General features: G+C 65.2%; 20 protein-coding genes. 10 read left to right on the top strand and 10 right to left on the bottom strand.

The genetic code is table 11. From position 1 onward, the window contains the following. Positions 1-13: 13 nt before the first annotated feature. The 8 genes from ORI27_RS22155 to ORI27_RS22120 are packed head-to-tail and all read right to left on the bottom strand — an operon-like array spanning position 14 to position 9,342. Positions 14-1,606, bottom strand: a complete 1,593-nt coding sequence (locus ORI27_RS22155; RefSeq protein ID WP_265999148.1) for an MCE family protein — start codon at positions 1,604-1,606, stop codon at positions 14-16. After that, on the bottom strand, positions 1,606-2,904 hold the full coding sequence (locus ORI27_RS22150; RefSeq protein ID WP_265999149.1) for an MCE family protein: 1,299 nt from the start codon (positions 2,902-2,904) through the stop codon (positions 1,606-1,608). The genes ORI27_RS22155 and ORI27_RS22150 overlap by 1 nt, the downstream gene beginning before the upstream one ends. Beyond that, positions 2,901-4,364, bottom strand: a complete 1,464-nt coding sequence (locus tag ORI27_RS22145) for an MCE family protein (RefSeq protein WP_265999151.1) — start codon at positions 4,362-4,364, stop codon at positions 2,901-2,903. Before ORI27_RS22145 ends, ORI27_RS22150 begins: the two co-directional genes overlap by 4 nt. Continuing rightward, positions 4,361-5,458: an MCE family protein gene (locus ORI27_RS22140; protein WP_265999152.1), complete on the bottom strand. Its 1,098-nt coding sequence runs from the start codon at positions 5,456-5,458 to the stop codon at positions 4,361-4,363. Before ORI27_RS22140 ends, ORI27_RS22145 begins: the two co-directional genes overlap by 4 nt. Further along, on the bottom strand, positions 5,458-6,483 hold the full coding sequence (locus ORI27_RS22135) for an MCE family protein (protein WP_265999153.1): 1,026 nt from the start codon (positions 6,481-6,483) through the stop codon (positions 5,458-5,460). Before ORI27_RS22135 ends, ORI27_RS22140 begins: the two co-directional genes overlap by 1 nt. After that, positions 6,480-7,667, bottom strand: a complete 1,188-nt coding sequence (locus ORI27_RS22130) for an MCE family protein (RefSeq protein WP_265999154.1) — start codon at positions 7,665-7,667, stop codon at positions 6,480-6,482. Before ORI27_RS22130 ends, ORI27_RS22135 begins: the two co-directional genes overlap by 4 nt. 12 nt (positions 7,668-7,679) lie before the next feature. Beyond that, positions 7,680-8,528: an MlaE family ABC transporter permease gene (locus ORI27_RS22125; RefSeq protein ID WP_265997700.1), complete on the bottom strand. Its 849-nt coding sequence runs from the start codon at positions 8,526-8,528 to the stop codon at positions 7,680-7,682. Positions 8,529-8,535: 7 nt separating this feature from the next. After that, on the bottom strand, positions 8,536-9,342 hold the full coding sequence (locus ORI27_RS22120) for an MlaE family ABC transporter permease (protein ID WP_096312863.1): 807 nt from the start codon (positions 9,340-9,342) through the stop codon (positions 8,536-8,538). A gap of 406 nt (positions 9,343-9,748) precedes the next feature. Here ORI27_RS22120 and ORI27_RS22115 point away from each other — a divergent pair, with 406 nt between their 5' ends. Beyond that, complete coding sequence (locus ORI27_RS22115) at positions 9,749-10,555, top strand: SDR family NAD(P)-dependent oxidoreductase (RefSeq protein ID WP_265999155.1); 807 nt, start codon at positions 9,749-9,751, stop codon at positions 10,553-10,555. Between the two features lies 1 nt (position 10,556). On the opposite strand, the gene ORI27_RS22110 is transcribed toward ORI27_RS22115, so the two are convergent. Next, positions 10,557-11,141: a TetR/AcrR family transcriptional regulator gene (locus tag ORI27_RS22110; RefSeq protein WP_265999156.1), complete on the bottom strand. Its 585-nt coding sequence runs from the start codon at positions 11,139-11,141 to the stop codon at positions 10,557-10,559. Between the two features lie 74 nt (positions 11,142-11,215). Here ORI27_RS22110 and ORI27_RS22105 point away from each other — a divergent pair, with 74 nt between their 5' ends. The 9 genes from ORI27_RS22105 (at position 11,216) to ORI27_RS22065 (ending at position 21,053) form a co-directional block, all read left to right on the top strand. Beyond that, entirely contained in the window at positions 11,216-12,406 is a 1,191-nt protein-coding gene (locus ORI27_RS22105) for an acyl-CoA dehydrogenase family protein (protein WP_265999157.1), read from the top strand. A 292-nt stretch (positions 12,407-12,698) separates the two neighbouring features. Beyond that, entirely contained in the window at positions 12,699-13,823 is a 1,125-nt protein-coding gene (locus ORI27_RS22100; RefSeq protein WP_265999218.1) for an ABC transporter ATP-binding protein, read from the top strand. Positions 13,824-13,902: 79 nt separating this feature from the next. Continuing rightward, entirely contained in the window at positions 13,903-15,087 is a 1,185-nt protein-coding gene (locus tag ORI27_RS22095) for a polyamine ABC transporter substrate-binding protein (RefSeq protein WP_265999158.1), read from the top strand. A 4-nt stretch (positions 15,088-15,091) separates the two neighbouring features. Continuing rightward, the gene (locus tag ORI27_RS22090; RefSeq protein WP_265999159.1) at positions 15,092-15,967 is read left to right on the top strand and encodes an ABC transporter permease; all 876 of its coding nucleotides are present in this window, start codon (positions 15,092-15,094) and stop codon (positions 15,965-15,967) included. A gap of 31 nt (positions 15,968-15,998) precedes the next feature. Continuing rightward, entirely contained in the window at positions 15,999-16,862 is an 864-nt protein-coding gene (locus tag ORI27_RS22085) for an ABC transporter permease (protein ID WP_265999160.1), read from the top strand. A 62-nt stretch (positions 16,863-16,924) separates the two neighbouring features. Next, the gene (locus ORI27_RS22080; protein ID WP_265999161.1) at positions 16,925-17,581 is read left to right on the top strand and encodes a DedA family protein; all 657 of its coding nucleotides are present in this window, start codon (positions 16,925-16,927) and stop codon (positions 17,579-17,581) included. Between the two features lie 56 nt (positions 17,582-17,637). Next, complete coding sequence (locus ORI27_RS22075; protein WP_265999162.1) at positions 17,638-18,399, top strand: hypothetical protein; 762 nt, start codon at positions 17,638-17,640, stop codon at positions 18,397-18,399. Positions 18,400-18,422: 23 nt separating this feature from the next. Then, on the top strand, positions 18,423-19,994 hold the full coding sequence (locus ORI27_RS22070; RefSeq protein ID WP_265999219.1) for an HD domain-containing phosphohydrolase: 1,572 nt from the start codon (positions 18,423-18,425) through the stop codon (positions 19,992-19,994). A 411-nt stretch (positions 19,995-20,405) separates the two neighbouring features. Then, complete coding sequence (locus tag ORI27_RS22065; protein ID WP_407666390.1) at positions 20,406-21,053, top strand: TetR/AcrR family transcriptional regulator; 648 nt, start codon at positions 20,406-20,408, stop codon at positions 21,051-21,053. 87 nt (positions 21,054-21,140) lie between these two features. Here ORI27_RS22065 and ORI27_RS22060 read toward each other — a convergent pair whose 3' ends face one another. After that, positions 21,141-21,704, bottom strand: coding sequence for a TetR/AcrR family transcriptional regulator (locus ORI27_RS22060; RefSeq protein WP_265999163.1), 564 nt, complete (start codon positions 21,702-21,704; stop codon positions 21,141-21,143). Positions 21,705-21,811 lie beyond the last annotated feature (107 nt).

Raw genomic sequence — 21,811 nt, 5'->3', positions numbered from 1 at the left:
CTCTCACCGGTGGTCATGTCGTGGGCAGCAGGTTTTTCCAGGTCTGATCCCCGGAGTGCACCAGATCGGTCTGGCGGAACACGTTGCCGTCGGGCGTGGCGTACTGGCCGGTCGCCGGATCGTAGGTGGCGATCGCCACCGACGGCCCATCCGCTTGGCCCGGCGTGAACGCGCTCGGTGCGACCGCGGGCGCACCGCCCTGATCGGTCGGCGCGATATCCGGAGCACCGACCGGCCCGGTGAATCCCCCGGGCGGCGGTATCGGGGCGGCCGGCGCGGCCGGGACCGGCCCGGCCGGTGTCGGGGTGCCCTGTAGCGGACCGTAGATGTGGTCCTGGAATGTCACCCGGTCGTCGGGCGGGATGCCCTGTGCGATGAGGTTCGGGTCGATCGGGTTGGGACCGGTCGCATGCTGGCGCATGGCCAGCGGCTCGTACGGCTTGTCGCTGTCGCAGATCTCCACCGTCGGCGCCCGCTTGCCGGGGTGATCCTGGCATGGATAGTTACGGGCGCCGCGGACGGCGATCGGCGAGTCCTGTGGGAGCTTGCAGTACAGCCCGTTCGGGGTGTCGATATCGGACAGGTCTTCCGGTGAGCGCCACTGCGATGGCGGCAGGAAGCCGACCGTGCACGCCGGCGGATCGTTCATCGTGAGGGTGAAGTCACCCAGCGTCATACCGGTCGGGTTGTTCAGCGGCGAGCCGACCGCCTGCACCGAGCCGATATAGGGCGGCAGCAGCACCAGCAACTGTTCGATCCCCGCGTGATAGGTGACCGCGACCTGCCCCACCGTTGTGAGACTGGCCAGCAGGACCGGCAGTGTCGGCTTCACCTGGTTCAAAAGCGCGGATGCCTCATCGGCCGCGCCGGGGCCGTTGGCCAGGATGCCGCGCCACTGCGGGTCGTTGGTGTTGAGTTGGTCGGTGATCCCGGCCAGGCTGTGCGCCCAGGTCCGGATGGCGTCGACGGAGGCCAGTTGGCCGTCCAGCAGCGGTCGGCTGTCGTCGAGCAATGTGCGGGCCTGATCGGCGGTACCGCTGAAGTCGGCCGCCAGCCGTGACGCGGAATCGGTCAACGTGGCGAGATCGTCGCCGGTGCCGTTGAGGCCCTTGTAGGCGTTGTCCAGCAAGGCGCCCACGCGGTCCTTGGGGATGCTCTTGAGCAGAGTGTTGACCTGGTCGAGCATGGGGCCGATGGCCTGCGGGACGGTCGCCTTGTTGACCGGAATGACCGATCCGTCCTGCAAGTAGGGTCCCGAATCGGTATGTGGCACCAGATCCACATATTGCTCACCGACCGCTGACACGCTCTGCACGCGCGCTTCCAGATCGGCCGGCACCTTCGGGTTGGTGGCCAGCGACAACGTGGCCACGGCTCCGGTGCGGGTCGGCCGGACCTCGGTGACCTTGCCCAGCTGGACACCGCGATAGGTCACGTTCGAAAACTGGTAGAGCCCACCGGTTCTCGGCAGTTCCAGCGTGACGGTCATCCTGCCGATACCGAGCAATGTGCCCACCTGCAGGTAGGTCACCACCATGACGGAGATACCGATCACCGAGGCGATCGTGAAGATGATGAGCTGGGTTCGGATAAATCGCGTCAGCATCAGCTACCCCCGTCCTGCGGCTCTGGTTGCGGCGCGGGGCCCGGCAGTGGGCCAGCGCCCGTGCCGGGCAATGCGGCAGAGCCGGTTCCGGGGGCCGGTTGCGTGGCGCCGGCCAGGGACGCCGGCGGATTGGCCACGGGTGCGGGCGCGGGGTCGACCAATGGCGGGATGTCGGCCACCTCTGTCGGTGGCGGCGGGTTGAACGGTGCGTTGAGCGGATCGAAACTATACGTGGCGTACCACGGATCCCCTGGCGCTGGAACAAGTTTCGCGTTCTCGTCACCCCAACGCGTGCCGAGCATGAGGGTCTTCTTCAGGCGTGACACGGTGAAGTCGAAGATGATGAACTGGTTGAGATAATCGCCGCGGATCGCCCGGTCGATCGTCGCCTGGGTGTAGGGGAACGTCGGGAGATAGGCCAGTGCGGTGTCCAGCTTGGGCCCGATATCGGCCAGCGCCCTGAGCGTGGGTTCGAGGTTTTGCAGGTTGCGGACCAGGTCGGTCTTGGTGTCGTTGACCAGCCCGGTGGCCAGATTGGAGAAATCACGGAACTTCTCCAGCGCGGTCGTGATGCGCGGGCGTTCCTTGATCAGGACGTCGAGTGCGGGCGGAATCTTGGTGAGCGCGTCGGTGAGGACTTCCTGCTGTCCGGCGAACGTGCCGGCCAGTCGGTTCAACGAGTTGACCGCCTCATTGATGCTGTCTCGCTGGTTGGCGAGCAGTCCGACGAAATCGTTGAGCTGGGTCAACAAGTCGCGGATCTGGTCCTGCCTACCGCCCAGGGCCGCGCTGAACTCGTGGATGATGTCACCGATCTGGCCGAGTCCGCCGCCGTTGACCACCACCGACAACGCCGACAGGGTCTGCTCGGTCGACGGATAGGTCGACGAACGGTTCAGGCCCAGGGTGGCGCCGGGCCGCAGGACACCGGTGGGGGGCTGGCCCAACGGCGGGTTCAGCGCCAAGTGCATCGAACCGAGCAGGCTGGTCTGCCCAACCGTGGCAACGGCGTTGGCCGGGATCACCACACCGGGTTCCACGGACACCTCGACGTCGGCGTGCCAGTCGGTCACCGTCATCTCACCCACACTGCCGACGACGACGTCGCCGACCATCACCGGTGAGTTCGATTCCAGCTGGCCCACATTGGCGATCTCGATGTGATAGCTCGTCGAGCCCTCGCCGTGGCCCACGGTCCCCGGCAACGGAAGGGAGTTCAGGCCACCGAAACTACAGCCGGTCACCGTCACCGCGACACATGACGTCGTCACCAACAGGCGCTGCACTGAACGGATCATGACGGCGGATTCCCTTCAGCCGGTGCCGGAGGCGCCGCTTCGGCGGGCAGGAGCATGCCTTCCAGGTTCGACGGCGGCGGAGCCGCCGGCGCGACCGGCACACCGGGCGGGATCGGCGCACCGGGGAACAGCGCGGGCGACGGATCCGCGGGTAATCCGTTGGGGGCGTAAGCGCCGCGGTAGGTATTCGGCGGGCCACCCCAGCCGGCGGGCCCCGGCACATCGCCGTTGTATCCGGTGTATGCCGACACGGCGGGCGGAATCTCATAACCGGGCGGGATCGCGCCCGAGCCGCCCGGCGCCAACCCCGGCTCGCTATAGATCAGCTTGTCCGGGCTGGTCGACTTCCCCAGATAGGCGTTGAACGGGAACGGCAGGTAGTTGAAGTTGAGCAGCCGCAGGGCGGGCCCGAGGTATTGGGCGCACAATTTCGCGGTCTCGGGTGCGGTGGCGTTCTGCACGGCACCGATCGCCGAGCAGACCACCTGCAGCGGATTGGAGAAGTTTGCGAGCGCGAATCCGCCCAAGGCGCTCTGGGAATCGGGGTTGTAGATGTTGTAGGCGTTGCCGATCGCGTTGGGGGCCACGTGCAGCAGGTTCTCGACGACCATCTTGTTGTCGGCGAGGTTCTTGGTCACCGCGCTGAGCCGCTGCACTTGCTCGGCGGTCTGATTACGGCTTCCGGCGATGAACCGCTGGACGTCGACGACGGCGCTGGACAGGTTGGTCAGGGCGCCGTCCAGGTCCGATCGGCTGCCGTCGACCACGCTCGACAGTGACGCCAGCCTGTCCTGGAATTGCACGATCTGGGTGTTGCTGTCCCGCAACGCAGTCACGAATACCTGCAGGTTCTTGATGATGTCGACGATGTTGCCGCTGCCGTCGGCCAATACCTTGCTGACTCCGGACAACTGCGCGATGGTGTCCCGCAGCTTTTCCCCGTTGCCGTCGAGGGCATTGGCGGCGGTGTCGATGAAGCGACCGACCGCCGTGGGCTGACCTTCAGTTGCCGGGCCCAGATCGGTGGCCAGCCGCATCAACTGGGTCTTGATCTCGTCCCACTCCACCGGGATCGCGGTGCGGTCCAGGCCGATCACCGCGCCGTCGGCCATGGTCGGCCCCTTGTCCTCGTACGGCGGAGTCAGCTGGACATAGCGGGCGCCCACCAGGTTCTGGGCGACGATCACCGCATCGGCGTTGGCCGGGATCGGCACGTCGCGATCGACGGCCAACACCAGTTTGGCCTTGGTCGGTTGCGCCTCGATGGATTTGATGGTGCCGACCTTCACCCCGGCCACCCGCACTTCGTCACCGGGGTAGATCGCGGTGGCACTGGTGAAGTAGGCGGTGATGGTGTTGGGCTTGAAGAACACCTGATGCACCAACACGGCGACGGCACCGACAATCACAACGGCGAGCACCGCGGCCAGCACAACCGTCAGTCGGCTGCGAGACTTCATGGCTGCCCCCATCGCTCGTTGGGCTGTGGTATTCCGTTGTACGGGAACGGGAACTCCGCGCGTGGTCCGGCATTGTCGGCTGGCTGTCCCGCATCGATACCCCGACGGAAGCCCAGTGCGTAGTCGAGGAACGGCTGCAGGGTTTGGGCCGGACTCAGGTTGGCCACGAACGCGTTGTAGTAGAAGCCGTTGTTGACTGCTTCAGCCTGGGTTAGCTGGAATTTCGCCAGACCCTTCATGGCCGCGGTGATGTTGTCATTGTTCTTCTCCAGCATCGCGGTCACCGCGTTGAGTTTCTCCAGCGCGGGCGCCAGGTCCTTTTCGTTGTCGGCCACGATTCCGCTGAGCTGTTTCGACAGCGCGGACGTACTGGCCAGCAGGTTGGCGATCGCGTAGCGGCGTTGTTGCAGAACACCGATGAGGTCGTTGGCGTTGAGCAGCAGGGTGTTCACCTGTGCGCTGCGCTGCGAGAGGATTCCGGTGACGTTCGAGGCGGTCTTGAGCAGATTGGCCAGTGATTCGTTTCGCTCGTTGATCATCCGCGACAGCTTGCTCAACCCGTCGAAGGTCGGGCCCAATTCCGGGGTGATGCGGTCGAGGGTGTCCGACAGCGTGTCCAGTGAGTGGTTGATCGCCGCGGTGTCGGTGGCCGCGGTGTTGGCGGCGAAGTCGGACAGCGATTCGGTCAGCGAGTACGGCGATCCGGTGCGCGACACCGGGATCACGTCGGCGGAGCGCAGCGTTCCCTTCCCATCGGACTCCAGTGTCAGAATCCGTTGGCCCAGCAGGGTTCCGGTGCGGACGTGGGCGGTGGTGTCGGTACCGAGGTGAACGCTGCCCTTGACCATGAAGGTCACCAGCGCCTTGCCATGCCGCAAAGACACGTCCGAAACGGTGCCGACCTTGACGCCGGACACCTTGACATCATTGCCCTGCTGCAGGCCGCCGGCTTCGGTGAACAGCGCCTGATGCCGGATCGCCGTGGCGAGCGAGACCAGCCGTTCGGGCTGCAGTCCCACGGTGATGGCGAGCACGATCAACACCAGACCGATGAAGCCTGCCTTGATCAGTGAGGATCCGCGGTATTTAAGCATCAGGGCTCCGCGCACCTTCCAGTGTGTTGGATGATCCAGGGGAAGTAGGCGGTGCGACCCTGCAGGTCACTGACGCGCAGTGACAGGCCGCACAGGTACTGGTTGATGAAACTGCCGTAGGACCCGAGCCGCACCACCTTGCGATAGTTCGCCGGCGCCTTCTTGATGGAGATGTCGAGCAGTTCCTTGTCCTGGTCGAGCAGCGGGGCCAGCCGGCCGAGCTGGTCGACAGTGCCCGCCAACGGGGCGCGCGACTGGTTGAGCAGATCGGTCAGCGCGGCGGTGCCGTTGTCCAGTGCCGTGATGGACGCGCCGATGGGGTCTTTGTCGGCGGCGAGCCCGGTGATCAACTTCTCCAGCTTGTCGACCGCACCGGAGAACTTGTCGCCGTCCTTGCTGATGGTGGCGACCACCGTGTTGAGATTGTCGATCACCTGCTGCACGTTCTGGCCGTTTTCAGCCAGCGCGGTGGTGAATGACGACGTCTTGGAGAACAGCGATTCGATGTTGCCGTCCTCACCCTGCAGGATCTGGATCAGAGAGTTCGTCAGCGCGTTGACGTCCTGCGGATTGAGGCCCTGGACAACGGGTTTGAGGCCACCGAGGAGCAGGTCGAGATCCAGGGCGGGCTCGGTGCGGTCGAGAGGAATCTGGCTGCCCGGCGGCTGGATCTTCGCCGATCCGGGGCTGTCGACCAGCTCCAGATACCGGTCGCCGACCAGGTTGAGGTAGCGGACCGTCGCCTTGGTCCCCGAGGTCAGCACGATCTTTCGGTCGGCGTCGAAGTCGACGATCACCTTGTTGTCGGGCTGCAGGGCCACGTCTTTGACGGTGCCGACGCGGACCCCGGCCACCCGCACGGAATCACCGGACTTCAGGCTCGACGCGTCGGCGAAGACGGCCGAGTACGAGTTGTCCGAACCGGACCGGTACTGGCCGAAGATCGCGAACAGCGCCGCGGTCAGCAAGATCATCACAACACCGAACACGCCAACCTTGACGATCGTCTTCCACAAGGCGGTCATCCCGGTTGTCCGATCTGTGCGGTGTTGCGCGGCGGGCCGTCCAGCGGGCCGAACAGCGCCTGCTTGAGCCCGTCGGAGTTGAGCAGGATGCCCTGATTGCCGTACTGCGCGGGGTTGGCACCGATGTCGGAGACCACGAACGGAGGGCTGGTCTCGAACGGCACCTTCGGCAGGTCGGTGCATTGCGGGCCGCCTTTTGCGGCGACCTTCGGCAAGTTGCCCGGATAGCGGTAGCGCTCACGGCCGAGGAAGAACGACTGCAACAGAACAGCTCCCGGCAACGGCAGACCCGGGCCGGTGGCCAGCGGAATCAGGGCGCCGATACCGCAGGTGAGTGCGGCGTTGTACTGGTTGAGCAGATCGGTGGTGGGCACCAGCAGATGCACCACGTTGGCCAGCGGCTCGCGGTTCTCACTCAGCACCTCGGTCCCGACGTCAGCCAAGCCGATGGCACTGACGAGCAGGGTGTCGAGGTTCTGGTCCTGGTCGACGATGGTGTCGCTGATCTTCGACGCGTTCTTGACCGTTGTCACCAGGTCGCCGGCCGCATCACCGTAGGCGTCGAATACCTTTGGCGCTACCGATAATTCATGGTTCAGCGTATCCAGGCTGGGGTTGAGCTTGGCCAGCGCCGTATCGAGGTCGACCAGGGCTTGCCCGAACTTGTCACCGCGACCGTGCAGGGAGGTGGCGATCGCGCCGAGGGTCTGATTGAGCTTGGCGGGTTCGATCTGTGAGAGCACCGAAACCAGCTGCTGGAACACGGTGTTGATCTCGACGGTCACGTGTTTGCCGTCGATGATCTGGCCGGCCTTTATCGACTGAGCGGAGGCGTCCGGCGGCGGATTCAGCTCGACGAACTTCGAGCCGAACACCGTCGACGACGTGATGTCCGCACTCACGTTGGCCGGGATGTCGTTGACGAAGGAGGGGTTCAGGGCCAGGTGCAGCGCGGCGCGACCGTCGGGCAGCAAGTCGATGGTGGAGACCTTGCCGACCTGAGCACCGTTGAGCTTCACCTTGGCGTCGGGATACATCACCAGACCGGCACGCTGCGAGATCACAGTGACCGGAACGGTCTTGGTGAAGCTGTCCTGGAACAGCCCAACGGCCAGCGCGATGATCGCGCCGATGGCCACCACGGTCGCCAATCCGGCGAGCGGGCGCGCGATACCTGATTTCATCGGGTTCCTCGGCTATCCGGACAGGTTGAAGTTGCCGTTGGATCCGTAGATGGCCAGTGAGACCAGCAGGGTGACCGAGACGACCACGATCAGTGAGGTCCGTACCGCGTTGCCCACCGCGACACCGACTCCGGAGGGGCCGCCGGTGGCGAAATAGCCGAAGTAGGTGTGGATCAACAGGATCGTGATCGCCATCAACACCGCCTGCAAAAAGCTCCACAACAAATCGATCGGGTTGAGGAAGGTGTTGAAGTAATGGTCATAGAGCCCCCCCGACTGGCCGAACAACACCACCGTGGTGAACTGGCTGGCCACAAACGACAAGATCACCGCAATCGAATACAACGGGGTGATCGCCACCATCCCCGCCACAATCCGGGTACTGACCAGGTATTCGACCGGCGGGATGCCCATCGACTCCAAAGCGTCGATCTCCTCATTGATCCGCATCGCCCCCAACTGCGCGGTCACCCCCGCCCCGAACGTGGCCGCCAACCCGATCCCAGCCACCACCGGCGCAGAAATCCGCACATTGATAAACGCCGCAAGGAATCCAGTGAGGGCTTCGATCCCGATATTGCCCAACGAGGAATACCCCTGCACCGCCAACGTCCCACCCGCAGCCAACGTCAAAAACCCGACGATCACCACGGTGCCGCCGATCATCGCCAACGTGCCCGCCCCCATGCTGATCTCCGCGATCAGCCGAATGATCTCCTTACGGAAATGGATCGCCGCATGCGGCGTCCCCGCAATCGCCCGACCATAAAAAATCGTGTGATCACCAATACGGGAAAACGTCCCCAACGGACGACGCACCTGACGCGCAATCCGCGGATACACACCCTGCAACGACGCCATCCCCGGCCTACCGTGCGCTCATCCGGATACCAATCGCGGTCACCACCACATTCACCACGAACAACGCCATGAACGCATACACCACCGTCTCGTTGACCGCGTTGCCCACCGCCTTGGCCCCACCCCCGGTGATCGTCAACCCCCGATAACAGGCCACCAAGCCAGCGATCAACCCGAACAGGGCCGCCTTCACACACGAGATGATCACCTCAGGCACCCCGGTCAACAACGTGATCCCCGCCGCGAACGCGCCAGGATTCACATCCTGAACAAACACCGAGAACACATACCCACCCAAAATCCCGATGATCACCACCAAGCTGTTCAGCAACAACGCCACCAGACCCGAGGCCAACATCCGCGGCGTCACCAACCGCTGCACCGGATTAATCCCCAGCACTTCCATCGCATCGATCTCTTCACGAATCGTGCGCGACCCCAAATCCGCACACATCGCCGTGGCGCCGGCACCCGCCACAATCAACACCGTCACCAACGGACCCACCTGCGTCACCGCACCAAACGCAGCACCGGCCCCCGACAGATCCGCAGCCCCCAACTCCCGCAACAAAATATTCAACGTAAAGCTGACCAACACCGTAAACGGAATCGCCACCAACAACGTCGGCGCCAACGACACCCGCGCCACAAACCACGACTGCTCCAAAAACTCCCGCCACTGAAACGGCTTCCGAAACACAAACCGCACCGCATCCGCCGACATCGCAAACAGTCCACCAATAGCCTGCATCGGACCCGACACACCGTTCAGAGCGATGCCCGGCGACCAACGATCTGATGTGCGATTCGTCATGGCTGTGTTCGTCAACCTCCAACGTCGTCGTGGTCATCGCCGCAGCGCCATGGCACAAACCGGTCCAAAACTGGAACGTGTTTCAACGACGCCAACGCAGATTAGTGCACTTACCGCCCGCGCGGTAGCGAATCTCGGCAATCGAGACCTGGGTCTGACGGTCCCGTCGATTTCGCTCATAGTTCCGAGACGACTGGGGCTCGAATGTCTCGCCTTCTCCCGCGGCTGCATCGTCGACTCGATTGGGAGAACCAGGATTCCGGATTCGACCCGCACGGGTGGAAGAGTGGACGGCGCGCCTCGAGGATACCGGGCCATTCCCGGTCAGCGGGATCCTTCTCGCCCGCCGCCGATCACGGCCGACGATGATCGAGGCCACCCCGTCCGACACAGGAGCTGATCCGTCATGGCGACCCCGCAGCGTTACACCGATCGTCGCGTGCTGATCACCGGCGGTGGCTCCGGCATCGGTCAGGCCTGCGTGTTGCGAATTCTCGACGAGGGCGGCCGCGTGGTGGCCGCCGACATCAGCGAGTCCGGCCTGAAGGACACCGCAGCAAAGGCTGCCGAGGCGGCTGGCCGGCTGACCACGGTGGTCATCGACGTCAGCAAAGAAGAGTCAGTGAAAACCGGTGTCGGTGAAGCGATCTCCACCCTCGGCGGCCTTGACACCCTCGTCAACGTGGCGGGCATCCTGCGTTCGGACCACCTGCTCGACACCACATTGGCCGCGTTCGAACAAGTCCTCCGAGTCAACCTGGTCGGCACCTTCCTGGTAACCCGGGAAGCGGTCCCCGCCCTACGCGCCGGTATCGCCCCGGCAGTGGTGAACTTCAGCTCGACGTCGGCCGCCTTCGCTCATCCCTACATGTCGGCCTACGCGGCATCGAAGGGCGGTGTGCAAGCCATGACGCACGCCCTGGCGGCCGAGTTCGCCAAGGACGGCATCCGTTTCAACTCCGTGCAGCCCGGCTCCATATCGTCGGGCATGACCGACGGAACCGGCCAGTCGAAGCAGAGCGTCGGTCCCGGCCTACCCAAGGATGTCGACTACAGCCTGTTCGGCCGGGTCGCACCGTTGCTGCCCCTGCCCAAAGGCGAGATCTTCGCCAAGCCGGATGCGGTAGCGAATGTCGTGGCGATGCTGGGCAGCCCGGACGCCTACTTCGTTTCCGGCACCGAGGTCCGCATCGACGGCGGCGCCCACATGTGAGTCAGGCGTTGATCCCGGCGGTCAGGATGGCGGCGAGTTCGCGATAGGCCGACGCGTCGTCGAGGCCCGTGGTGGTCCGCACGGTCCCCTGTTGGATCCGCACCATCATCGCCGCGGCCAGGTCTGCGGCGAAGGCCGCGTGTACATCGCGGAATTCTTCGGTCGCGACCCCTTCGCCGATCAATTCACCGACCCGCCGCGCGGCGATGGCGGTGTTCTGTTCGTAGACCGCCCGGGCCGCCGCGTTTGCGTCCAGATCGGCCATGAACTGATCGGACGCGGCCTCGAGTGCGGCGCCGACGGCGGTGAGGTAGGCGGTGATCCGCGCGCGTGCCCCATCGACCGGGGCAACCCGGCGTTCGACGTCGTCGGTCGCACGCCGGAAGAAGTGGACGGTGACGGCATGCACCAACTGCTCCTTGCTGCTGGCCAACCGATACAGCGTGCCCTTCGAACAACGCAGTCGAGCGGCGATGTCATCGAGGGTCAGGTGCGCGAAACCCTCACGCAGGAACAATGCCAGTAAAGCGTCGAACAACTCGCCGCGGCGCCGGGTTCCGAACGCCGCAGAGGTGCGGGTGGCCACCCATCTGATAGTACTGGCAGGCGTAAGTCAGTACTATTTCTAGTATTATCCAGTACCGATTCGAGAGGCTGCCCATGCCCGTCGACCGACTGCTGCCTGATCGGGATGCCGCCGATCTCATCGCGCTGACCCGCGATATCGGCGAGCGGATCCTCGACCCGATCGTCGACGAGCACGAGCGCGCCGAGACCTATCCCGAGGGTGTGTTCGCCCAGCTCGGGGCGGCCGGGCTGCTGAGCCTGCCGCAGCCCGTGGAATGGGGCGGGGGCGGTCAGCCGTTCGAGGTCTATCTGCAGGTTCTCGAGGAGATCGCGGCCCGGTGGGCCGCCGTGGCGGTGGCGGTCAGTGTGCACAGCCTGTCGTGTCATCCCCTGCTGACGTTCGGCACCGACGAGCAACGGGAGCGCTGGTTGCCGGGCATGCTGTCGGGTGAGCAGATCGGCGCGTACAGCCTGTCCGAGCCACAGGCCGGTTCGGATGCCGCGGCGCTGCGCTGCGCCGCTGTGCCCGTCGCCGCCGACGGGGTCTCTGGCTACGTCATCAACGGGTCGAAGGCTTGGATCACCCACGGTGGGCGGGCCGATTTCTACACCTTGTTCGCCCGCACCGGAGAAGGTTCCGGAGGGCAGGAGCGAAGCGACCCGGGGAAAGTTCGGGGAGGTATCACCTGCTTCCTGATTCCGGCGGATCTACCCGGACTGAGCTTCGGCAAGCCCGAGGAGAAGATGGGCCTGGCCGCCGTCCCGACCACGACGGCGTTCTACGACAACGCCGTGGTCGACGCCGAGCGCCGGATCGGGGCCGAGGGCCAGGGCCTGCAGATCGCGTTCAGTGCGCTGGACTCGGGCCGGCTGGGCATCGCCGCGGTCGCCGTCGGTATCGCCCAAGCCGCCCTGGACGAAGCCTGCGCCTACGCCAACCAACGAACAACCTTCGGCCGCAAGATCATCGACCATCAAGGGCTGGGTTTCCTCCTCGCCGACATGGCCGCCGCCGTGGCCGGTGCGCGGGCCACCTATATAGACGCCGCGCGGCGTCGTGATGCCGGCCGGCCCTACTCCCAGCAGGCCAGCGTGGCAAAGCTGGTGGCCACCGACGCCGCGATGAAGGTGACCACCGATGCCGTCCAGGTACTGGGCGGCATCGGCTACACCCGCGACTACCGGGTCGAGCGCTACATGCGTGAAGCCAAGATCACCCAGATCTTCGAGGGGACCAACCAAATCCAGCGGCTGGTTATCGCACGAGGGCTCACGACCGCCTGAGTGGAGTTAAGATCCGACCCATCGACACCACGGTGGGGCGGTGCCGTTCCATCGAAAGCCGTGCCCCCTCCCCGGCTCGGACGAGCGATTCCATCGAAGAATTCATATTTCGTTGCGGAATCGGTTGCGAAGAGCACGCAAATCCGCAATCGTTTAGGAGCGGGGTCGACAGGTCGCACTGGTGGTCGGCCCGCGGGACATAAGGAGACGGGCCCTGACCGAGACCGGCGCCACCGCCACCCAGCAGACCACCGGCACCACCGGATCCACCCACACCCCCGGCGCGCCGGTCATTGAGATCGACCACGTCGTCAAACGCTTCGAGGACTACGTCGCCGTCACCGACGCCGACTTCACCATCGGCGCGGGCGAGTTCTTCTCGATGCTCGGACCGTCCGGCTGCGGAAAGACCACCACCCTGCGCATGATCGCGGGATTCGAACAGCCCACCGAGGGCGCCATCCGACTCGAGGGCGTCGACGTGTCGCGGGTGCCGCCACACAAACGCAACGTCAACACCGTCTTCCAGCACTACGCGCTCTTCCCGCACATGACGGTCTGGGACAACATCGCCTACGGACCGCGCAGCCAGAAGAAGGAGAAGGCCGCCGTCAAGAAGAGCGTCGACGAGATGCTCGAGGTGGTCCGCCTGGTCGACTTCGCCCAACGCAAGCCCGCCCAGCTCTCCGGCGGCCAGCAGCAGCGTGTCGCGCTGGCCCGGGCGTTGGTCAACTACCCCAGCGCCCTGCTGCTCGACGAGCCGCTGGGTGCGCTGGACCTCAAGTTGCGCCACGTCATGCAATTCGAGCTCAAGCGCATCCAGCGCGAAGTCGGTATCACGTTCGTCTACGTGACCCACGACCAGGAAGAAGCGCTCACCATGAGCGACCGGATCGCGGTCATGAACCAGGGCAATGTCGAGCAGATCGGCACGCCGACCGAGATCTACGACCGCCCCGCGACGGTATTCGTGGCCGGCTTCATCGGGCAGGCCAACCTGTGGCACGGCCGCCAGACCGGCCGCGCCAACCGCGACTACGTCGAGGTCGAGGTGCTGGGCAGCACACTCAAAGCCCGGCCCGGCGACACCACCATCGAACCCGGCGGTCAAGCCACGTTGATGGTCCGCCCCGAGCGCTTGCGGGTGTCGATGGCCCCGCCAGGCGCCGAAACCGGGCAGGTGAGCGTCGGCGCCAAGGTTGTCGACCTCACGTTCCAGGGACCGGTGCTGCGGCTGTCGATGACCGCCGCCGACGGTTCCCCGATCGTGGCCCACGTCGGACCCGAACAGAACCTGCCGCTGCTGCGTCCGGGCGACGACGTCCACATCGGCTGGTCCCCCGACGCGTCGCTGGTGCTGCCGGCGCCCGACATCCCCACGACCGAAGACCTCGAAGAGATGCTCGACGACTCCTAGCCGATTGACGTAGACCTGCCCGCGACCTGCCCGACCCTTGACCTCCGAACCTTCCCCCCAACGAAAGGCACCACGGCACATGGCCACAGAGATCGACCCCCGGATGTTCGCTTCGCTGTCCTCCCGACGCCGGTTCATCGGCGGCGGCGCCGCCGCCGCGGCCGCATTGGTCCTGGGACCGTCCTTCCTCGCCGCATGCGGAAAGTCCGACAACTCGAGTAGTTCAAGTGGTCCGGCCACCCCCTCCGACGACGGCTCGCCGGCCACCGGGAAGCTGCGGATCTCGAACTGGCCGCTGTATATGGCCGACGGTTTCGTCGCGGCGTTCCAGACGGCGACCGGACTGACCGTGGACTACAAGGAAGACTTCAACGACAACGAGGAATGGTTCGCCAAGAACAAGGAGCCGCTGTCGCGTAAGCAGGACATCGGCGCCGACCTCGTGGTGCCCACCCAGTTCATGGCCGCCCGGCTCAACGGCCTCGGCTGGCTCAACGGAATCAGCGAAAGCCGGTGGACGAATAAGAAGAACATGCGTCCCGACCTGCTCGACGCCAAGGTCGACCCGGGCCGCAAATTCAGCGCACCCTACATGTCGGGCATGGTCGGCCTCGCCTACAACAAGGCCGCGACCGGGCGTGACATCACCAAGATCGAAGACCTGTGGGATCCCGCTTACAAGGGCAAGGTCAGCCTGTTCAGCGATACGCAGGACGGGTTGGGCATGATCATGCTCTCGCAGGGCAGCTCGGTGGAGGACCCGACGATGGAGGGTGTGCAGAAGGCCATCGACCTGGTCAAGGAGCAGAAGGACAAGGGCCAGGTCCGCCGGTTCACCGGCAACGACTACGCCGACGACCTCGCCGCCGGCAACGTCGCCATCGCCCAGGCCTACTCCGGCGACGTGGTGCAGCTTCAGGCCGACAACCCCGATCTGCACTTCATCGTTCCCGAAGCCGGTGGCACGACGTTCGTCGACACGATGGTGATCCCCTACACCACCGAGAACCAGAAGGCCGCCGAGGAGTGGATCAACTACGTCTACGACCGGCCCAACTACGCCAAGCTGATCCAGTTCGTCATGTACGTTCCGGTGCTGTCGGACATGACCGACGAACTCAACAAGCTCGACAAGGGCCTGGCGGCCAATCCGCTGGTCAACCCGTCGAAGGAGACGCTGGACAAGCTGAAGTCGTGGCCGGCTCTCACCGACGAGCAGACTCAGCAGTTCAACACCGCCTACGCCGCCGTCACCGGCGCCTGATCCGATGGCCGGTGTAGCCAGTAGCAACCGGCAGCGGAGCAAGGTCGCTCCGTATCTGATGATCCTGCCCGCGCTTGCCTATCTCGTCGTCTTCTACGTGGTGCCGTTCGTCTCGCTGTTCCGGACCTCCCTGTCGAAGATGGAAGGCTCGGTCTACCTGCCGACGCTGACGTTCGCCTGGGACTTCAGCAACTACGGCCAGGCGTTGACCGAGTATCGCGAACAGATCTTGCGCTCGTTCGGCTACGCGCTGGTCGCCACGGTGCTGTGCGCACTACTGGCGTTCCCGTTGGCCTATGTGATCGCGTTCAAGGCGGGTCGGTTCAAGAACCTGCTTCTGGGGCTGGTGATCCTGCCGTTCTTCGTCACGTTCCTGATCCGCACACTGGCATGGAAAACCATCCTCGCCGACGACGGCTGGGTGGTCAGCGCCCTCAACGCGGTCCATCTGCTGCCATCGGAGGGCCGGCTGCTGTCGACGAGCTGGGGTGTGATCGGCGGCCTGACCTATAACTGGATCGTCTTCATGATCCTGCCGCTCTACGTCAGTCTGGAGAAGATCGACTCCCGCCTCCTGGAAGCCTCCCGAGACCTTTACGCGACGAACCGCAGGATGTTCGGCAAGGTGATCCTGCCGTTGGCGATGCCCGGCGTGCTGGCCGGCAGCATGTTGGTGTTCATTCCCTCCGTCGGCGACTTCATCAACGTGAACTATCTGGGCAGTACCCAGAACACCATGATCGGCAACGTCATCCAGAAGCAGTTCCTGGTGGTCAAGGACTACCCCGCCGCCGCGGCGCTGAGCTTCGTGCTGATGGCGCTCATCCTGGTCGGTGTGCTGATCTACACCCGGGCGCTCGGTACGGAGGACCTGGTATGACGACCCAGCGAGAAGCGAAGGCGGATCGCGCATGACGACCGAAGCCAGTGCCGCGATCGCCCAAACGATCGACCACGGCGGACTCGCCAAGCCGGGCCGCAACTTCCGGGGCACGTTCAAGCTCGGGGATCTGGCGCTGCGCATCATCGCCGGGCTGGTGTTGTTCTACCTGTTCCTGCCGATTCTGGTGATCATCGTCTTCTCGTTCAACAACCCGGCCGGGAAGTTCAACTACACCTGGCAGGGCTTCACCCTGGACAACTGGGCCCACCCGTTCAAGTACCCCGCACTGGCCAACGCGTTGAAGCTGAGCCTGGAAGTCGCGGCGGTATCGACGGCGATCGCCACCGTCCTCGGCACGCTGGTGGCCGTCGCCCTTGTCCGGCAACGGTTTCGGGGCCGCACCGCGGTAGACACCTTCCTGGTGCTTCCGCTGACCTCGCCCGAGGTCGTCATGGGTGCTTCGCTGCTGACCCTGTTCCTGGACCTCAACTGGCCCACCGGCTTCGTGACGATCCTGATCGCGCACGTGGCCTTTGAGGTCAGCTTCATCGCAATGACCGTCCGGGCCCGGATCCGCGGGTTCGACTGGACACTCGAGGACGCCTCACTGGATCTGGGTTCGGGTCCGGCCCGAACCTTCTTCAAGGTGACGCTGCCGCTGATCGTGCCGGGCATTGTCGCTGCCGCCATGTTGTCGTTCGCGCTGTCGTTGGATGACTTCATCATCACCTACTTCGTCAGCGGTTCGACGGTGACCTACCCGCTGTACGTCAACGCGGCGGTGAAAGCCGCTGTGCCCCCTCAGATCAACGTGCTTGCCACCATGATCCTGGTGGTCAGCTTGATCCTGCTGGCTGCAGGAACGATGTACCGGCGCAAGCGGGAAGGTTGAACCCGACACGCGAACCCTCCGGTTCGCGTCGGTAGTGGGCGTCGATACGGCATCCTTGGCGGGTGACGGTCGACTCGATACTGGAATCCATCCCACCGCTGGCGGTGTACCTGGTCGTCGGGCTGATCATCGGCATCGAAAGCCTGGGCATCCCGCTGCCGGGTGAGATCGCGCTGGTGAGTGCCGCGCTGCTGGCCTCGCGGCACACCCTCGACATCGACCCGGTCTGGGTCGGCGCCGCCGCCACCATCGGGGCGATCATCGGTGACACGATCGGGTACACCATCGGCCGGCGGTTCGGGATGGGACTGTTCGAGCGGCTCGGCAAGCGGTTTCCGAAACACTTCGGCCCGGGCCACGTCGCCTTGGCCAAGCAGCTGTTCGCCCGGTGGGGTGTGTGGGCGGTGTTCTTCGGACGCTTCATCGCGCTGCTGCGGATCCTCGCCGGCCCGCTGGCCGGTGCGTTGCACATGCGCTACCCGCACTTCCTGGCCGCCAACGCATCCGGTGCCCTGTGCTGGGCGGGCGGCACTACCGCGGTGGTCTACTACCTCGGCCTGGCCGCCGAGAAATGGCTGTCCCGGTTCTCCTGGGTCGCCCTGATCCTGGCGATCGTCATCGGTTTCGGATTGACACTGCTGCTCAGGGAACGCACCCGCAGCCTGATCGCCCAGCTCGAAGCCGAGCACGACTGGGAAACTCTGCGCCGGCGACAGTGAAGAATTGGGGCAGCCGCCCCATGACCGGACCCGGTGTCCGGCGCCAGCATTGATCCATGACAACGATCAGCACACCCCAGAGCGCAGCGCGTGCCGTCGCCGCCCATCCGACCCTGCTGGCCGGCACCGACGACCGGGTCAGCGGTTTCGGCATCATGGGCCTGCCCTTCGACACCGGCCACTACCTGGCGTACCGCGACTTCCCCGCGTCGTCGTTCTCCCCCGCCTACCGTTCGGTGTGGCACCGTGACCCCGCCGGTTTGTGGACCTTTTACTCAACCACTCCCGCCGAGCAGAGCTGCTCACGTTATTTCAGTTCGGCGACAACGGTTCCGGCGGTCCAGTGCCAGATCACTATGTCGTGGATGAACCCCTGGTCGCTGACCATCGCGATTCCCGGGTTGCTGGACTGGACGGTCGAGATGACCAGCACGCCGGCTACCCGGGCGGTGAGCCGGGTCGGGCGGGCCATGCCCGAATGGGCCTGGGCGAGCAGATCGCTACTGGCCGGCATCGGTCGGGTGGCCGGCTCGCTGCTGGGGGCCGGTGAGGTGAGGCTGGCGGGCAGCGCCCCCAACGGACAGGGTTTCCGCGTGGCTCCGCGCCAGATCTGGGCGGTGCGCCGCTCGCGGGCCATCCTCGACGGCACCAATCTCGGGACGGTCGCACCGCTGGCGACCCAGAGCCGGCTCGCTGATTTCCGTCTCCCGCAACGGGGCTTGTGCGTGATCGGCACCGCGCGTTTCGACAGCTTCGACCCCCGGCGTCACATCCCGGCCCAGCACACCGCGGCAACAGAACCCCGCAACGCGTGTTAGGGAGCACAATCGAGCGCGTGGCAGTGCCGAGGATCCCCAGCAGTCCCCCGACTCGGGCACCGAGCCGTGCCGAGTTGTTGGCCGCCCTCTCGGTGGCGATCGACCTCGGCCTGGGTCAGCCCGCCGAGCACATGCTGCGCAGCGCGTTGATCGGCACCCGCATCGCCGACCGGCTCGGGCTCGATCGCGACCAACGCGATTGCGTGTACTACGCCACGCTGGTCATGTGGATCGGCTGCCATGCGGATTCCCATGAATTCGCACACTGGTTCGGCGACGACATCGCCGTGCGCCGCGACTCGTATCAGATCGACTGGGCGGGCCTGCCCTACTACCGGTTCCTGGCCGCCAATATCGGCCGCGGTGAGCCCCTCATGCAGCGACTGACCTCCATCGCGACACTGTTCATCAATGCCCGCGGCAACATGTCCCAGCTGATCCACTCACACTGCACCTCGGCTGCCCTGCTGGCCGATCGGATGGGCCTGGGATCCGGCGTGCAGGAGGCCCTGGGATTCACCTTCGAACGCTACGACGGACGCGGGCTACCGGGCAGTGTCGGCGGCGATGCCATCCCGATCGAGATGCGGGTGGCCCAGCTCGCCGACATGGCCGAGGTGCACCACCGGACGGGTGGGGTCAGCGCCGCGGTTCAGATGGCGACCGAACGCAGCGGCCAGCACTTCGATCCGAAGGTGGTCGACGCCTTCCGCGCCGACGCCGAGGCGATCCTCGCGGGCCCGCCGGCCGGCGAGGCGTGGGAGGCCGCGCTGTCGTGCGCCCCGGATCGCGATGAGCCGCTGCAGCAGCAGTCGCTTGACGAAATGCTGGTGGCGCTGGGTGACTTCGTGGATCTGAAATGTCCTTTCACACTTGGCCATTCACGGGCGGTAGCTCAGCTGGCCGGCGAGGCCGCGGAGACGGTCGGACTGGGGGCCGAGGCGGCCACCATGGTTCGCCGGGCAGGCCATGTCCACGACCTCGGCCGCATCGGCGTGTCCAACCAGATTTGGTCCAAGCCGGCCACGCTGTCGGCAGCGGAGTTCGAACGCATGCGCCTGCACCCGTACCTCACCACCCGCATCCTCAGCCGGATCAACGGGCTCGAGCAGGTCGCCCAGGTCGCCGGCAACCACCACGAATGCGTCAACGGCACCGGCTATCCGCGCAACCTACCCGGCGCCGCTCTCGGCATGCTCGACCGAGTGCTCGCGGCCGCTGTCGCCTACCAATCAGCCTTGGAGCCAAGGCCTTACCGCACCGCTCTGGATCCGGCGGCAGCGGCGCGACGGGTCCGGGAGCGAGTCCGCGACGGGGAGCTCGACGAAGTCGCCGCGGAGGGCGTCCTGCACGCCGCCGGGCACCGCACCCGACGTTCCGGGACCCGACCCGACGGGTTGACCCCGCGGGAGATCGAGGTGCTGTGCCAGGTGGCACGCGGCGCCTCCAACAAGGAGATCGCCGCCGCGCTGGTGATCAGCGAGAAGACGGCCCGCAATCACGTGGAACGGACCTACGCCAAGATCGGGGTATCCAACCGCATCGGCGCGAGCATGTACGCGCTGCGCCACGGGTTGACCGAACCCCTGGTGTGAGGACGGCCGTATTTCACCGTTGAGCGCAGACGATTCGGTGGGGTCGGTATAGGGGAGTTACTCGGGTGGCCCGGGAATCGTCGCCACCGAGTAGTTCGTTCTGGCCGCTCAGTTCCGAAGCCAGGCCGGGGCCCGGCAATGACGCGGCCCAGCCGACACGGCAGCCGGAAATTCCTGATAAAGTATCAGAATGATGATGCCGATCCGAGTGGGAGCCCGTAGGCCCGGACTACCTGCCGATACCGGAGGCGGCGCCCGGCGAACTATTCCAGCGCGGGCAGGCCGCGCGGGATGATTGCTGACGCACAACCGGGCGACGGCAAAGGCAGGCCGCTTCGGTCCGATGCGCGGCAAAATCGCGAACGGATCGTAGCCGCCGCAGCTCGCCTATTCGCCGAGCACGGACCTTCTGTGCCGCTGGAGGATGTCGCGCAGTCCGCCGGCGTTGCCATCGCGACGGTGTACCGACGGTTTCCCAACCGTGCCGGCCTGTTGACCGCGGCCTTCGAGCGCAACATCATGTCTTACGTCGAGGCGGTTGACAGGGCACTGGCCAAGAGGCGCCCCTGGGATGGCTTCCGCTGCCTGATCTTGGAACTGTGCGCGCTGCAAGCCTCTGAACCCTTGCTGCGGGGCCCAATTCCCAACGCGTTCCTCACGAGTCCACTCATCGAGCAGCGCACCGCCGAAGTACTAGACAAGATCGGCGAGGTGGTCACTCGGGCGCAACGGGAGGGCAGCCTCCGAACCGACGTCCGCGTAGTCGACGTCGTGGTGATGCTGCTCGCCAACGCCCACATACTGGAAGCGACCGGCGGCGCGGCACCGCGCGTATGGCCACGATTCGTCGCGCTAATGGTCGACGCTCTTCATGGAAGCCCGGATGGGGAGTTACCGCCACCCATCCAGTTAGACGAGCTGTGCGACTCCATCATGATGGCGGCGGGAATCGGTTGCGCGGCAGTCCGCCATGACCTTCGGCGAATCAGAACCTCCCCGCCTACTGGCGGACACCTCAGAAATGCCGAGGTCGACCAAAAGACCGTCGAGAATCTCTAGGCTTCCGTCTTTGATTGCGGCACCGATGCGAAGCTTCGGGAGTTGTCTCCCGTCGCGCCGGCAGCCGAAATGGTCCAGCACTTCACCTCACCAATGGAGGCTGGGCAGAATGACACCGTCGACGACGACCTTGACTGTGCGGCGCGTTGGGTTACGGCCTTTCGTCAGCGCCTGAAAGAACAGATACCCCGGCAACAGATCCAGTACATCGTCGTCGATCGCGCAGGCATCAATCTCACCTCGCGCGACAGCCTGGCGCAGAACACGGCGCATCAACGCCCTTGGCCGTTCCAAGAACTCGCGTTGCACCGCCTCGTCGAGCCCCGCATTGCGAGGGAGCTCATTGACCACTGCCCGGAACAAATCGGCGCGTGTTGTGGCGTACCGGCACAACGACTCGCCAAGTTTGGTCAGGTCGCTTCGCAAGCTACCGGTGTCAGGGGGTGCGGCGATCTGGCCGATTCCGTCGGTGAATGCGGCCAACACCAACTGCGCCTTGCTCGGCCAGCGCCGGTAGATCGTCGCCTTGCTCGCACGCGCTGTGGCCGCGACTTCGTCGACGGTCAAACGCTCGTAACCGCGTTCGCGCAGAAGCTGCAGGGTCACCGCCAACAATTCGTGCTCACGAGGCGACCACCTCGAAGGTCCCATAGCGAAGTCAGTGCTCCTTCCAGACTCCACGCGATTAGATCGAAAGACGGCATGCCGGCAGATTCACACCGTCCCGATGCAACGTGGGCAGGGACCGACACCGTGCG

This window comes from Mycobacterium pinniadriaticum (genome assembly GCF_026242045.1).
GTDB classification, from domain to species: domain Bacteria; phylum Actinomycetota; class Actinomycetes; order Mycobacteriales; family Mycobacteriaceae; genus Mycobacterium; species Mycobacterium pinniadriaticum.
This window is presented reverse-complemented; position numbering and strand designations above follow the sequence as displayed.

Bases quoted from the DNA above. Each gene is read 5' to 3' on its own strand.
- ORI27_RS22155 (WP_265999148.1), bottom strand. From the start codon at position 1,606: ATGCTGACGCGATTTATCCGAACCCAGCTCATCATCTTCACGATCGCC.
- ORI27_RS22150 (WP_265999149.1), bottom strand. From the start codon at position 2,904: ATGATCCGTTCAGTGCAGCGCCTGTTGGTGACGACGTCATGTGTCGCG.
- ORI27_RS22145 (WP_265999151.1), bottom strand. From the start codon at position 4,364: ATGAAGTCTCGCAGCCGACTGACGGTTGTGCTGGCCGCGGTGCTCGCC.
- ORI27_RS22140 (WP_265999152.1), bottom strand. From the start codon at position 5,458: ATGCTTAAATACCGCGGATCCTCACTGATCAAGGCAGGCTTCATCGGT.
- ORI27_RS22135 (WP_265999153.1), bottom strand. From the start codon at position 6,483: ATGACCGCCTTGTGGAAGACGATCGTCAAGGTTGGCGTGTTCGGTGTT.
- ORI27_RS22130 (WP_265999154.1), bottom strand. From the start codon at position 7,667: ATGAAATCAGGTATCGCGCGCCCGCTCGCCGGATTGGCGACCGTGGTG.
- ORI27_RS22125 (WP_265997700.1), bottom strand. From the start codon at position 8,528: ATGGCGTCGTTGCAGGGTGTGTATCCGCGGATTGCGCGTCAGGTGCGT.
- ORI27_RS22120 (WP_096312863.1), bottom strand. From the start codon at position 9,342: ATGACGAATCGCACATCAGATCGTTGGTCGCCGGGCATCGCTCTGAAC.
- ORI27_RS22115 (WP_265999155.1), top strand. From the start codon at position 9,749: ATGGCGACCCCGCAGCGTTACACCGATCGTCGCGTGCTGATCACCGGC.
- ORI27_RS22105 (WP_265999157.1), top strand. From the start codon at position 11,216: ATGCCCGTCGACCGACTGCTGCCTGATCGGGATGCCGCCGATCTCATC.
- ORI27_RS22095 (WP_265999158.1), top strand. From the start codon at position 13,903: ATGGCCACAGAGATCGACCCCCGGATGTTCGCTTCGCTGTCCTCCCGA.
- ORI27_RS22090 (WP_265999159.1), top strand. From the start codon at position 15,092: ATGGCCGGTGTAGCCAGTAGCAACCGGCAGCGGAGCAAGGTCGCTCCG.
- ORI27_RS22085 (WP_265999160.1), top strand. From the start codon at position 15,999: ATGACGACCGAAGCCAGTGCCGCGATCGCCCAAACGATCGACCACGGC.
- ORI27_RS22075 (WP_265999162.1), top strand. From the start codon at position 17,638: ATGACAACGATCAGCACACCCCAGAGCGCAGCGCGTGCCGTCGCCGCC.
- ORI27_RS22060 (WP_265999163.1), bottom strand. From the start codon at position 21,704: ATGGGACCTTCGAGGTGGTCGCCTCGTGAGCACGAATTGTTGGCGGTG.